Origin of the sequence: Novosphingobium nitrogenifigens DSM 19370, assembly GCF_000192575.1 — a bacterium.
Lineage (GTDB): Bacteria > Pseudomonadota > Alphaproteobacteria > Sphingomonadales > Sphingomonadaceae > Novosphingobium > Novosphingobium nitrogenifigens.
The window spans coordinates 129,020-142,215 of record NZ_GL876933.1 but is presented as its reverse complement, the minus strand read 5'-3'; the positions used below and the strand labels follow the sequence as shown (position 1 = coordinate 142,215).

Here is a 13,196-nt window from a genome sequence, read left to right as displayed (position 1 = left end):
GGGCTTGGCAAGCAGGGCACCCTCAGTCCCGGCCCGGTCGCGGCTGAAGGATTACAAGGTCGGCGCGGACGCGCTCGACCTGTTTCGTCTTGCCACGCCCGCCGTTGCGGAAAAATGGGAGCGGATGGCGCGGGGCCTGACGTCCCTGCGCGAGGAAGCCGGATTTCCGGTCGCAGAACTGGTGGCGCGCCAGATCCAGGATCTCGGGCTCAGTTTCCGCCTGACCGGCGATGCCGAGGAACGCCCCTGGCCGCTTTCACCCATGCCGCTGATCATCGGCGCGGGGCAGTGGAGCGCGATCGAGCGCGGTCTGGTTCAGCGGGCGCGTCTGCTCGAGGCGGTGACGGCCGACATCTATGGCCCGCAGCGTCTGGTCGCCGAAGGGCATCTGCCCGCAGCTCTGGTCGCGGGCAGCCGTTTCTTTGCCCGGAACACCGTGGGCGTGCGCGAAAAGGCGGTGCGCGAAGGACGCGGGCATTTCCTCGAAGTCTATGCCGCCGACCTGGTCTGTGGCCCCAATGGGCAGTGGCGCGTGCTCGCCGACCGGCTGCGCCTTGCCAATGGCATCGGCTATGCGCTGGAAAACCGGCTGGCCCTGTCGCGCAGCACCGGATCCTTGCTCAGCGACATTCACGTCCGGCGAGTGGCGCGGTTCTTTTCCGAACTGCGCAGTGGCATTGCCCGCACTTGTTCGCGCGAAAGTCCGCGTATTGCCCTGCTCACGCCCGGACGGCTCAACCAGTCCTATCCCGAACAGGCGCATCTGGCGCGCTATCTCGGCTTTCCGCTGGTCGAAGGGCGTGACCTTACCGTCAGCAACGACCGTCTCTATGTCCGCACCATTGCCGGGCCGAAGCGGATCGATGCGCTGTGGCGGTGGATCGACACCAATGCGCTCGACCCGCTGGCATTCGACGCCCGCAGCGAGATCGGCGTTCCCGACTTGTTCGAAGCATGGGGACGCGGCGGCGTGGAACTGGCCAACTGGCCGGGCGCCGAAGTGCTGGAAGCACCGGCCTTTGCCGCGTTCCTTCCGCGCCTGTGCGAAGTGCTCTGCCACGAGGAACCGATCCTGCCCAATATCGCCACATGGTGGTGCGGGCAGCCCGACGAGGCCGCGTATGTGCGCGACCAGTTGGGCGAGATGGTGATTGCCTCGGCATTCGGGCGCAAGGTCGAAGGGCTTCCGCCCGGACGCGCGCTGCCCGGCGGAACGCTGTCGAAAACCAGCCGTGCCACGCTGCTCGATGCCATGGCGCGCCGCCCGCTCGATTATTGCGGGCAGGAAATCGTGCGGCTGGCAACGACCCCGGCAATTGTCGAGGAACGGTTCGAGCCGCGCGCCTTTACCCTGCGCGCCTTTGTCGTGCGCGGGTCGGACGGCGAATGGACGGTCATGCCCGGCGGTTTTGCCCGCCTGTCCTCGTCCGACGAAGTGCAGACCGGATGGATGGGCGAAGGCGATATGTCGGCCGACGTCTGCATCGTCGACGATGCGCCTCCGGCCGTGCCCATGCCCACGCGCATGACCGAAACGCCGCGCGTGCGGCGTGGCGGGGGCATTCTTGCCAGCCAGGCGGCGGACAACCTGTTCTGGTTTGCCCGTTATGTCGAACGCGCGGAAATCACGCTGCGGGTGATCCGGGCCGTGCTGGGCAGCACGATCGAAGTCGATTCGGCTGCGGGCAGCAATCCCGAGACGGTGGCGGCGCTGCTCGACCTGCTGGTCGAATGGGGGGCGATCCTGCCTTCGACCGCCCGTCTTCCTGCTGCACAGGCAGCGCGTGCGGCTTTGTCGGAAACGCGCCTTCTGGGCGGGGTCGGTACGATCTTTATCCAGTTCCGCGCGGCCGGTCTGACTTTGCGCGATCGTCTGACGCCTGATTTCTGGCGGATCGTCAGCCGTCCCCTGCCTGCGCTCGATTCGCATCGGCCGACGGCTTTGCTGCGCGTCGCGCGGGAACTGAGCGAGCGGTTGAGCGCGCTTTCCGGACTGCTGGCGGAAAATTTCATTCGCGGCCCGTCGTGGCGCTTTCTCGATCTCGGGCGCAGGCTCGAACGCGCGCTCGGCATCTGCGCGACGGTCGGTGCGCTGGGCGGCAAGGGCGAACAGGCCGAGGCGCTCGGCGTCCTGCTCGACCTGTCGGACAGCCAGATCACGTATCGCGCGCGCTATCTTACCGGACCGCGCCGCAATCCGGTGCTCGATCTCTTGCTGCTCGATCCCGACAATCCGCGCAGCCTGATGTTCCAGATCGACGCCATCTGCGACCACATCGGTGCCCTGCCCAGCCTGGGCGAGGACATGATGCCCGAACCGCCGCTGCTTCAGGCCCGCGCGCTGCAGGGGCCGCTCGGGTCGGTGACGATCGAGAAGTTCGATGCCGCCCTGCTCGAAGCGACTGAAGGCGGGCTTCTGGCATTGTCCGACACGATCGCGGCGCGCTATTTCCTGCAATACGAAAAGAGCCGGGGTTCGCCCGGTGACAATCTTCTCGCCTGATTGTTTCCAGCCGGCGCGTGAGTCTCATGCATTACAAGGTTCGTCACATCACCACGGTTGATTATGCCGGTGCCGTGCGGCTGGCGCGGTTCAACCTGCGCCTGAAACCGGCCCCATGGCCGGGGCAGGTGCTGGAGGATTTCCGCCTGTCGATCGATCCGGTTCCCTGGTCGATGCAGGAGGAAAGCGGCCCCTTCGTCGTCAATCGCAGCCGCTTCGTGATCGCGGAACCGCTCACGCATCTTACGATCGAGAGCACGTTCGGGATGGAAGTGTCCGAGCCTTCGCTGATCGCGGCCATGTATGCGCAAGCCGATGGCGAGAGCGAAGGGCAGGGGCCCAGCGTCGAGCAAGTGCGCGACAGGGCGCTGCGGCATCGCGATCTGGGGCCGATGGGCCCGGCAAACTATCTCTACCCCTCGCCGATGGCACCCAGTTCGTCGGCCATCGCGGCCTGGGCGTCGCGGTTCTTCCCTGCCGGGCAGGGCGTGCTTTCAGCCGCGCGCGCGCTGATGCGGGCAATCCACGCGGAATTTACCTACGACGGCAGCGCGACGACCTCGGAAACCTTGCCGGACGAGGCGTTTCAGGCGCGGCACGGGGTGTGCCAGGACTTTGCCCACGTCATGATCGTTGCCGCCCGGGCCCACGGTATTCCGGCGGCCTATGTCAGCGGATACCTGCGCACGATTCCGCCTCCCGGGCAGCCGCGTCTGGTCGGCGCCGATGCCACCCATGCCTGGGCCAATCTGTGGTGTGGGGACGAACTGGGCTGGATCGGTTTTGATCCCACCAACGATTCGCTCGTCCGGTCCGATCATATCTTCACCGCAATGGGCCGCGATTATGCCGATGTCGCGCCGGTCGACGGAGTCTTTCACGGCGGGGCGGGGCAGACCATGACCGTCTCGGTCGATGTCGAGCCGCAAGACGGCTGAATCGGCGGCTTTTCCCTGTTTTCTCCCTCTTGCGCTTGCTCTGGTCGGGGGGCAATACCGGCAGCCGAAGGCCCAGTGGGGGGCATGGCGGCGGCAGCGCCGACGGGATCGTTGATGAGCCGTTGGAAGATCGGAAGACAGTGGCTGGAACAGGGACTCGGCCTTGCGTCGGGCCTGATCGCAGTATCGTTTCCGCTTTCCGCTCATGCCGAAGACAGTGCGGTGCCCGTGGATGGGGCCGCTGCAGCCTCGGCACCGCGTCATTGGGAACTGAGCCTCGGGGCGACTTTTTCCGACGGCAGTTACGGCCAGGCGCAACGGACCGATGTCGCCGCTTTCCCGCTGTCCCTGCGCTATGCCACGCGTGGGTTCTGGTTCCGGGTGACGGTTCCCTACGTAATCCTGCGCGGGCCGATCAATCTGCTCGATACGCCCCAGCCCGGGGACGGTGCGGGCAAGGCCTTCGGACCGGGCGGCGCCCACGACGGCGCACCGGGACCGCCGTTTTTCCTGCCGACAGGAGCGCAAGTGCAGGGTGGCGTGCCGGGAGAGCTGCGTGTCCTGCCTTCGATCCATTCCGACGGCATCGGCGATATCTCCCTGACGGCGGGGTATCGTTTCGATCTGGGTGAACGCACGCACTTGTCGATGAGCAGCCGGCTCAAGGTGCCGACCGCTTCGGTCGAGGACGGCCTGGGCACCGGCAAGGTCGATGTGACATTGGGTGGCGACATCGGTCGCGACATCGGTCGAGCAACGATCACGGTGGGGACGCGTCGCCGCTTTACCGGGCGTCCGGCGGGAACCGACTTGCGCGATACCTGGGCCATTGCCGGGGATTTCGGCTATCGGCTGGGCAAGGGCGTGATGGCGGGGCTCGATTACGAATGGCGCCAGTCGGTGACGCCCGGCTTTTCCCCGGCGCACGACCTGACCGCATGGACCAGTCTGCCGCTCAAGCGCGACTGGCGTCTCGAACTTTATGGCGGCACCGGCTTTGGCCGGGGCAGTGCCTCGGCCATCGGCGGTGTTTCCGTACGTTGGAAATTCGACTGAAAACCTAGTTTTTGACGCGCCAGAATTTCATGTGGCTTCCGGGTGCGAGATCGACCGGTTCGAGCCAGGACGGGGCCTGCCCCTTGAGCAGGCGGGCCATGAAGCCGTCGGGCGCATAGTGGATATACGTCGCCGGTTCGGTGATGTCCGGGCACACCACGATGAGCGGAGTGTGACGGCGCCGGATGATCGCGTGGGCTTCCTCGGGCGTGCCGATGAAGGCCGCGATGACGTCGCGCATTCCGGCCGAGCCGCGATGATGGCCTGTCGCGACAACCGTGTCGTGCGTGCGCAGGATGAGATCGGGACCGATGTCGAGCGGGGCGAAAAGGTCGGTCGGCGGCAGTTTGTCGAGCGCTTGCGCTGCCTGTGCATAGCGGCACCCCGACATCGTCATCGGCTGCGGCGTTGCGGAAGGAGCCGCCAAGAGGCCCGAGACGCGGTTCCACGCGACCACCGGCAAGGGCGGTAGCAGCATGAGCATGATGCCGAGATAACCCGCGATCCTGCGGGCGGGCGGCACGTCACGCAAGGCGACGATCCAGCGCAGCGCCACGGCCGCCGTCGGGACTGCGGCAAAGCCGCAAGCCGTGGCCCCGGCACGGGACACCATCAGTCCGATGAGCCACGCTCCGGCGAGAACGAGGGCGTGATCACGCCACCACAGGCGTTCTTCCTGCGACCGCGCGTCACGCCAGAGCAGCGCGGTGGCGATCAGCCCGATCAGGGGCATGAGCAGGGTTTCGGCGGCATTGGCCATGGGAAGGCGCCAGAAAGGCATTCCTTCGGATACGCCTTCATACCAGTATTTGCGGACCATCGGGTCGAGCGCGACGAAAGCGCCGCCCTTGCATTGCGGAGCCGCGCCCAGGAAAAGCGCCAGCGTGCCCGCGCCGATCACGCCGAGCAGGGGCAAGGCGACGGACAAGCGGCGAGGGGCGACAAAGGCCAGAACCCCCGTTCCCAGCGCGATCCAGGCAAAGAGAGCCAGATGGACCGGAGAAATCTGATCGCAATGGGTGGCGAGGTCGGCGGTCCCGCGCGTGCCGAGGAAAATCCCGATGCCTGCCAGTGCAAGCGTCGCGGCAGCCGCGAACAGGCCGGTGAAGCCGGTTTTGGGCGACAGCAATCCGCGCAAGGCGAGCACGCCGAGGAACACGACCGTCAGCGGCAGGCCCTCGATCGAGATCGCGAGCAAGGCGGCCAGCGCGCCGCCGACGACCAGTCCGCCCCGGACCGGATCGCGCAGGGACAGGCCGTTGAGCGCAGCGAGCGCGAGGACGATCTGCCAGCCATGATGGTCGATCCGCAGCGGTGTCATCTGGAACAGCAACGGCCCGGCAATGCCGGTGACGAGGCAGGCGATACCCACTGTTTCGGCGTCGAAGAAGCGCGCGGCGAGACGCCCGATCAGCATGAGCGTGCAAAGCAGCGTCAGCAGCGGAACCATGACCACCGTGACGAGTTCGGCGAGATGGTCGCCAAGCAGGGGGCGCAGGACGAGAATGCCGGTCGCGAGCGGAATGTCGACCAGTCGCGACCAGTGCATCGCCACGCCTTCGGGCGGGGCGATCCGGTACTGGTGGACGTCGAACCAGGATTGTCCGCCAAGGAGATCGCGCACTTCGACAAGGCGGAGCGCGTCGTCGGGGTCGCCGAAGCGTTCGAGGACGATGCCCTGCGCATTGACCAGCAGCAGCACGGCGGCAAGCACCAGCCACATGATGAGGACGCGCCATGGCCATCCTGCGGCGGCGGTGGGAGCCGGTTTCGCCATGGTCCTGCCCCGCGTCAGCGAGAGGGAAGGCATCAGCGGAAGACCACTTTCTTGCGCAGGACCCAGGTCACCACGAAACTGGCGACGATCGCGACCGCCTTGGCCAGGCGCGCGTCGATACCACCCAAGGTCAGGAGCCCGACGACAGCCGTCGTTACGCCCAGGCCGATGAGGGCGGACATGAGAAAGAGGCTTTGCTGGCGCAGGCGGGCGGTTCCGCCCCGCGCCACGGTTTGGGTGAAGACCGCGCGGCTCGACAGGAGCCAGTGCGCGACAATGCCCAGCGTATAGCCGCAGCCCGATGCCAGCGCGGGCATCAGGCCCATGCGAAGCAGGAGAAGAAAACCGCCCATGTCCACCGCCAGCGCACCGAGACTGGCAAGGGCGTAGCGGATGACCTGCATCTGGCGCAGGCGATCGATCAGCGGCAGGGCGATCGCGGGCATGACCCCGTCTCCTTCGTCGGCGTGGCGGGCAGAGGTTACGCGGCCTTGCGGTTGCTCGACTTTGCGCGTTCGGGCACGGCGCGGACGGAGTCCAGAGCCGCTTGCTGATCCTCGCTGACGGCGCGGCGACCGGGCCGGGCCGGAATGGTCTTGGCCGCGCCTTCGTTACCCGCTTCGTGGTATTCGGCGTCTTCGTTGACGCACCAGATGTCGTAGACGCGTTCCCCGGCGATGATGTTCTCGACCGTCAGCATGGCGGTCATCATCGCGTGGTCCTGGTTGTTGTAACGGTGCATGCCGTTGCGACCGACCATATGGAGCGTCGGGTGGACCCGTTCGAGTTCCTCGCGCATGGCCGCGACATTGGCGGCATAGTCGTCGTCATAGACCGGATAGGCCTTTTCCTGACGGACGACGGCGCCGCCGATGACCTGTTTCGGATCGACCAGGCCGAGCGTTGCCATTTCGCGGGTTGCCAGCTCGATCAGGGCATCGTCCGAAGAAGCCCAGAGATCGTCGCCCTCGAAGCAGAAATATTCGAGCCCGACACATGCGACATCTTCGTCGGGCACCATTTCGGGCGACCATGATCGGAAATTCTGGATGCGACCGACGCGAACCTTGCTGTCGTGGATGTAGATCCAGTTGTCGGGGAACAGGTCCTCGGCCTTGATCTTGAGCGCGACGGTCAGGAAGTCGCGATAGCGCAGCTTCGAGGCTTCGAGCGTGGTTTCGGGCAGCGGGTGCAAGCGGGCGGCCAGTTCGCGCATCGGGGCCGAGCTGATCGCATGCCCCGCACGGATCACGATGTCGTTGCCGTCCGCCCCATGGGTCGCGGTCATCCGCCAACCGCCTTCGCCGTCGCTCGCCAGCTGCTTGAGCGCGTGGTCCATCAGCACGAGGCCGCCGGCGGCGCGGATCTTGTCGCGCGCGGCTTCCCACATCATGCCCGGGCCAAGGCGCGGATAGCGGAAGGTCTCGAGCAGGGTCTTGGTCGCCATGCCGTCATTGGGCTTCTTGTTGAGCCCGAGGCTGCGCTTGAAACCGTCGAGCACGGCTGCACCAAGCGAGAGCCCCTTGATCCGCTGTGCGGCCCAGTCGGCGCTCATTTCGTTGCAGGGCATGCCCCAGACCTTTTCGGTATAGGTCTTGAAGAAGATCGAATAGAGCTTCTTGCCGAACTGGTTGCTGGTCCAGTCCTCGAAGCTGCGGACTTCGCGGATCGGGAACATCCGCGACCACACGTAGCTCATCATGCAGGTGGCCGAGCGCCAGATGCCGAGATTGCGCAGGGCTTCGAACGCGCGGAGCGGATACGAGTAGAACTTGCCCTCGTAATAGATGCGGCTCATGCGCGGACGTTGAATGAAATCGTCGGGCAGGATCTCGTTCCACAAGTCGACGACTTGTTGCGACTTGGAAAAGAACCGGTGGCCGCCGATGTCGAAACGATACCCTTCATGTTCGACAGTACGGCTGATGCCGCCGACGTAATGCGGGTCCTTTTCGATGATCGCGACCTTGTAGCCCTGGCGGGACAAGAGGTAACCGGCAGTAAGGCCGGAAGGGCCGGCGCCGATGATGGCAACGTCAACATCGTACTGATGAACGGTGGAATTCTGTACCGTCTTGTCGAACCCGATAGTCATCCCAAGCCCCTGATGCAGCGTGCGCTCCGATACGATTGGAGGTGAATGAAATTGGATAAGGGATGGTTAACGTCACGATTCGGAATCGCGAAATTCGCCAATCAGGTGTTCTTGGCGACAAGTTTGGCCCGTTTCTGCTCAACAACGGGTAAATCGGGGCATCCGGATTCCCTCTGTGAACGAGGGGCAGGCGTTTCCCGGTGGGCCTTGGACGAATCGGACGGGCACGAGTCGGGGATGGGCCCGGCTGTTTCAGGTTCCGCTGATGTCCTGGAAGTGGGACGGGGGGAGGTTGGCTCGCGAGGGAATGCCCGAGCAGCGTCGGGCAAGGTCTTCGAGACGGAACGTGTTTTCAAAGATCAGTCCGTAGCGCGGATGGTCGCGCCAGCGGATCTTGGCATAGATCGGCGGCAGGATCGGGGTTTCGACTTTCACCAGTTCGTTGACCAGCAGCCATTTGTCGCTGGTGATCCCCGCCCCCTGCAACGAGATGTCGTGGAGCGAGATGGGGACCGCTTCGCCGCCCGAGCGCAGGATGCCCCCAATCGCGATGTTGAGGCGGATCTGGCGGCGCGGTCCGCGCGTCAGAGTCTCGTCGAGCAGGTGTTCGACCGCGATCGGGTGAAGAAAACGCAGGCCGGCATGATCCCCGGCCGTCCACACGCATTCGGCCTGGTAACGGTCGCCGCTGCCCAGTTCGAGCGTGAGTTCGACGTGGTTGGCCAGCGGCGCGAACAGCTTGACCTTGACCCCGGTCGCCGAGGCATCGCGAATGATGCAGAAATATTCGTGCCCGTCGACGATCAGTTTTGCCACGCGCAGCAGCAGCGTGAACCGCGGTGCGGCGCGCTGTTCCGCTCCGGATGGCAACCGTTCAGCCGGAGGGGAGCCGGCGAACGGCGAAGCGTCGTTGGCGCTGTCGCGTGGCGTCTCCAAACCGGTTTCCCCAAATGGATCTGTACGAAAATCGACGGATCAGAACGTGAAGTATAGAGAAGTAAGCTTGCCGCGAAGTTACCAGAGCCATCGGGGATTTGAAAGGCAGGTAACTTTCAAGGCAATCGATATTTTTTAAATCTATTCTATAGCCTTGTTGGCGAAACAAGGCCTTGCCTCTGCACCGGAGCGGTGCGGCGCTCAATCGAGAAAGCCGTAACCGTAGATGGCATCGCGCCCCGGAGCGCCAAGGTCGTGCGCTTCCCGTGCCAGTCGGTCGGTACAGGCCGACGAGGATGCCCCGCCGCCCCGGCAGCGTGCATAGAGTGCCGCGACATGGGCGGTGGCAAACGAGGTCCCGGTAAAGCGGGCCATTCCTCCCGGTGCGTTGGCGGCGACGACGTCGACTCCGCTGGCCGCGAACGAGACGTAGGGGCCGCGATTGGCAAAGCGATAGATGTGCCCGGCATGGTCGACCGCCGTGACCGCGATGACGCCGGGCAAGGCGGCGGGATAGGCGGGCGGAGCCGTGGGGCCGCCGTTGCCTGCTGCTGCGACGATCGTCCGTCCGCGCGCGATCGCTTCGCCGATCAGGCGGTCGAGCAGGGCATTGCGCGGCCCGGCAAGGCTCATGTTGATGACCGGCACGTCGCGCGCGAGCAACCATTCGAGAGCTTGTGCCACGACATCGGCAGAGGTGAACGGACGGTCGAGGCTGCCGCGAAAGATATTGGCGGCATAGATCGTCGGCTGCCCCCCTTCGGCGATGATCGAGGCGACGGCGGTGCCGTGCCCGACGGGAAGGCCTGGGCGATTGCCCTGATCCCAGGCGATGATGCGCGCGGCGGCAAGGGCCGGATGGGGCGTGACGGCGGTGTCGATCATGCCGATCACGGGTTTGCCGGAAATCGATCCGGGCACCGGCGCGGTCTTGCCCCTTTCGCCGTGAACCCGGTGCGGTTTCCCCCCGGCCGGTTCGAGCGCGTAGTAATGGACGAGGTCGATGGTCGCCGACGGATCGGCGGCGGCGATCGCGGCGGCACCCTCGCGCGCGGACAGTCCGGCAGGGACGGCAAGGCGAACGATCTCGTGCCCCAGCGTAGGCAGGGGATCGCGCCCGATCACGCGATACCCCCGGGATTCGAGGCGGGACAGCGCGGCGGGGGCAAGGTCGAGCGCAGAGACTTCGCCTCGCCGGACCGGATAGCCCGAGGCGTCGTGTTCGGGGCGTTCGACTTCGGCAAGGCGGTCGAGCAGGTCGCTGATCGCCTCGGTCCGCTCGGCAAGGCCGGGCATGCCCCGGTCGGGGCCACCCCGTTCAAACCCGCCCCGCTCGAACCCTCCATGGTCGCCGGGCGGAGGTTCGAAATGCGGAGGTTCGCGTTCCTGCGCCCCGACCGGACCTGTCGTTGCGAGGCCGAGCGCGAGTGCAAGGCTGAGTGCAGGGACAGCCCGAGAACGATGTGCGACCTTTTTCATGGCAGGCATCATGGCGTACAAGAACGCAGTCTCCCTCAAGCCTGTGGCTCTCGATGCGTTTCTAGGCCGTCGTTTTGTTCGGGGACAGCAATTTTGCCCATAATGGCAACGATGTGTGGAATAAGGGGCCGTGGACGGCGTTGTGGGAAATGACATGGCGGAAAAGGAACCTGCCGGCGGAAAGCTGCGCGCGGACATCTTGTCCGTGCTCCCCCGTCTGCGCCGGTTTTGCGAGGCCATGTGTCGCCACGCCGGGGATGGAGACGAACTCATGCAGGCCACGGTCGAACGCGCGCTTGCGCGCGGCCATCTCTTCGTGCCCGGCACGCGGGTCGACAGCTGGATGTTCCGCATCGCGCAGAACATCTACATCGATGAACGCCGCCGCGTTGCCCGCCGGGGAGAGCACGTTCCGGTGGAGCAGATCGATCCCTTGCCGGGCGTGGATGGCCGCGAGCTGGTCGAGCATCGTTCGGAACTCGCCGCAATTCATCGCGCCCTGCAATCCTTGCCCGCCGATCAGCGGGCGACGTTCCTGCTGGTCGCGGTCGAGGGGCAAAGCTATCGCGAGGCGGCCGAGGCCCTGGGGATTCCGGTGGGAACCGTGATGAGCCGACTGGCGCGTGCGCGCAGTCGGATCGCGATACTTCTGGCGCAAGGTGAAGGAGGCGAGGATGACCGGTGACATTGTCGCGGAGGATCGCGAAGAGCGGCTGGCCGCCTGGCTCGACGATGCTCTTTCCCCCGCCGACCGGCAGGCGTTCGAAGCGGAAATGGAGGCCGATCCCGCGCTCGCAGCGCTTGCGGTCCAATGGCGGGAAAACGACCGACGCATTCGCGAGGCTCTTTCGGGAATCGCGCAGCGGCCTTTGCCCGAAGCAACGCTTGCCCTTTTGGCCCCGCCCGATCCGGTGCCGCATGCCGACAACGACAATCCCCGGCGCATGGGGCGCAGGATCGCATGGGGGTTGGTCGCCTTCGGGACGCTGGCTGCCGCTTCGCTGGCGCTGTTCCTGAACATTGGGTCCGGTGCCGCCGTCGATCCGCTGTCGCAGGCGCTCGATCGCACACCCTCGCTTGCCGAAGCGAGCCTGCCCGACGGGCGCCGGATCGTGCCGTCGTTGACGGTGCGGGCTGCCGACGGGCGGTGGTGCCGCGAATACCGTTCGGGTGAAACGCTGACTCTGGCTTGCCGGGGGGGCGATGGTCGCTGGATGACCGAGGCCAGCGGCAAGGGGCAGGGACCCGAAAGCGCCGAGACGATTGCCGTTGCGGCCGGCGGCAGCGATGCGGCGCTTGATCCCGCGTTTCAGCGACTGGGCGCGGGCGATCCGGTCGATGCCGCGACCGAGACGAAGCTGATCGCGGATCGCTGGCGCCGCTGATCAGGCTGTCGTTTCGGGCTGCATCACCATGCCGAACAGGAATTCGGGGTCGATGTGCTCGCCGACCTTGAAAGTGATGTCGGCAATCTTGTTGAGACCATAGCGGGCGTAGAAACGCTGCGCGTCGGGATTGTCGGCATAGACCGACAGTTCGAACACGTCGGCGCCGACTTTGCGGGCTTCGGCAAGGGCCCAGTCCATCAGCCGGGCGCCGAGCCCGCGTCCGAGCCGGTCGGGATCGGTGTAGAGCTGTTTCAGTTCGAACGGACGTTCCGCTGCAAGATGGCGCGGCAGGGTGCTGGCATAAGTCACCTTGCAAAAAGCGAGCAGCGCGCCGTCCTCTTCGATCACGGCGGTCGCCATGCCGGGATTGGCCAGCTCGCGGGTCACTTTGTCGATCGAGTGCGACTCTTCGAGAAAGGCGGCGAGATCGGACGGGCGATAGAGGTGGCCGAACTTGGCAACGAAAGCCCGATTGCCGAGATCGGCGAGAGCAGCGGCGTCAGCGGGCGTGGCAAGGCGCAGTATCATGCCCGGCCTTTACCCAAGAGCGGGGAAACGCGCCAGACGCCGCCTCATTTCGTGCGCGGCTTGGCATAGGGCACGAACTTGTCGAGCGTCAGGAAGCCGTGCCAGAATCCGGTGACGCGATCATGCAACTGCACGGTGTCGATGCTGCACAGTTCCGATGTCGTCAGCCGGGTGACGAGAATGTCGTCATCGTCGAGCTGGTCCGCCCCGGCGCGGGGACGCTGCACGTAATAGGTGCGCCCCGATTTGTAGACGACCGCCGTCTTGTCGATGACGGTCGTCGAATCGATCGTGTGCAGCGTGATGCAATCGACGGGTGTCCCGGCGACTTTGCCTTCCAGCATTTTTGCGAGTTGCTGTTCGCCTGTCAGCCGGGGTCTCGCATCGGCGGACGTCGCGCCGAGGAGAGCGAAGCCCGCCGCGCAAAGGGCGTGAAGGACGGGAGACCAGCGGCGTTTCATGCGCATCATCCTCATGATCTCCCGTCGGGTTTCGA

The 13,196-nt window shown here is 65.5% G+C and carries 12 protein-coding genes; 5 read left to right on the top strand and 7 right to left on the bottom strand.

Going from position 1 to position 13,196, the window contains the following annotated elements; all coding sequences use genetic code 11:
- Positions 1-4 precede the first annotated feature (4 nt).
- From Y88_RS10660 to Y88_RS10650, 3 genes are all read left to right on the top strand, one after another.
- Positions 5-2,503: a circularly permuted type 2 ATP-grasp protein gene (locus Y88_RS10660; RefSeq protein ID WP_008069077.1), complete on the top strand. Its 2,499-nt coding sequence runs from the start codon at positions 5-7 to the stop codon at positions 2,501-2,503.
- Between the two features lie 26 nt (positions 2,504-2,529).
- Positions 2,530-3,441 carry a transglutaminase family protein gene (locus Y88_RS10655; RefSeq protein WP_008069071.1) on the top strand — a complete coding sequence of 304 codons (912 nt, stop codon included), beginning with the start codon at positions 2,530-2,532 and terminating at the stop codon, positions 3,439-3,441.
- 114 nt (positions 3,442-3,555) lie between these two features.
- Positions 3,556-4,497, top strand: a complete 942-nt coding sequence (locus tag Y88_RS10650) for a hypothetical protein (protein WP_018075676.1) — start codon at positions 3,556-3,558, stop codon at positions 4,495-4,497.
- A gap of 4 nt (positions 4,498-4,501) precedes the next feature.
- Here Y88_RS10650 and Y88_RS10645 read toward each other — a convergent pair whose 3' ends face one another.
- The 5 genes from Y88_RS10645 to Y88_RS10625 all read right to left on the bottom strand — a co-directional run bounded on the left by Y88_RS10645 (position 4,502) and on the right by Y88_RS10625 (position 10,784).
- The gene (locus Y88_RS10645; RefSeq protein ID WP_018075675.1) at positions 4,502-6,274 is read right to left on the bottom strand and encodes a hypothetical protein; all 1,773 of its coding nucleotides are present in this window, start codon (positions 6,272-6,274) and stop codon (positions 4,502-4,504) included.
- A 32-nt stretch (positions 6,275-6,306) separates the two neighbouring features.
- Positions 6,307-6,720 carry a GtrA family protein gene (locus Y88_RS10640; protein ID WP_008069066.1) on the bottom strand — a complete coding sequence of 138 codons (414 nt, stop codon included), beginning with the start codon at positions 6,718-6,720 and terminating at the stop codon, positions 6,307-6,309.
- Between the two features lie 35 nt (positions 6,721-6,755).
- A complete protein-coding gene (locus tag Y88_RS10635) occupies positions 6,756-8,369 on the bottom strand; it encodes an NAD(P)/FAD-dependent oxidoreductase (protein WP_008069065.1) in 1,614 nt (537 codons plus the stop codon).
- A gap of 252 nt (positions 8,370-8,621) precedes the next feature.
- Positions 8,622-9,305 carry a PilZ domain-containing protein gene (locus Y88_RS10630; protein ID WP_018075674.1) on the bottom strand — a complete coding sequence of 228 codons (684 nt, stop codon included), beginning with the start codon at positions 9,303-9,305 and terminating at the stop codon, positions 8,622-8,624.
- Between the two features lie 201 nt (positions 9,306-9,506).
- Positions 9,507-10,784, bottom strand: coding sequence for a S8 family serine peptidase (locus Y88_RS10625; RefSeq protein ID WP_157132635.1), 1,278 nt, complete (start codon positions 10,782-10,784; stop codon positions 9,507-9,509).
- Between the two features lie 154 nt (positions 10,785-10,938).
- On the opposite strand from Y88_RS10625, the gene Y88_RS10620 reads away from it, so the two are divergent.
- Together Y88_RS10620 and Y88_RS10615 are read left to right on the top strand one after the other, a co-directional pair.
- Positions 10,939-11,469 (top strand): RNA polymerase sigma factor, encoded by a 531-nt coding sequence (locus Y88_RS10620; protein WP_008069054.1) that lies wholly within the window; start codon positions 10,939-10,941, stop codon positions 11,467-11,469.
- A complete protein-coding gene (locus Y88_RS10615) occupies positions 11,459-12,169 on the top strand; it encodes an anti-sigma factor family protein (RefSeq protein WP_008069053.1) in 711 nt (236 codons plus the stop codon). The genes Y88_RS10620 and Y88_RS10615 overlap by 11 nt, the downstream gene beginning before the upstream one ends.
- On the opposite strand, the gene Y88_RS10610 is transcribed toward Y88_RS10615, so the two are convergent.
- A complete protein-coding gene (locus tag Y88_RS10610; RefSeq protein ID WP_008069051.1) occupies positions 12,170-12,700 on the bottom strand; it encodes a GNAT family N-acetyltransferase in 531 nt (176 codons plus the stop codon).
- Positions 12,701-12,744: 44 nt separating this feature from the next.
- Positions 12,745-13,170, bottom strand: a complete 426-nt coding sequence (locus Y88_RS10605) for a hypothetical protein (protein WP_018075671.1) — start codon at positions 13,168-13,170, stop codon at positions 12,745-12,747.
- Positions 13,171-13,196 lie beyond the last annotated feature (26 nt).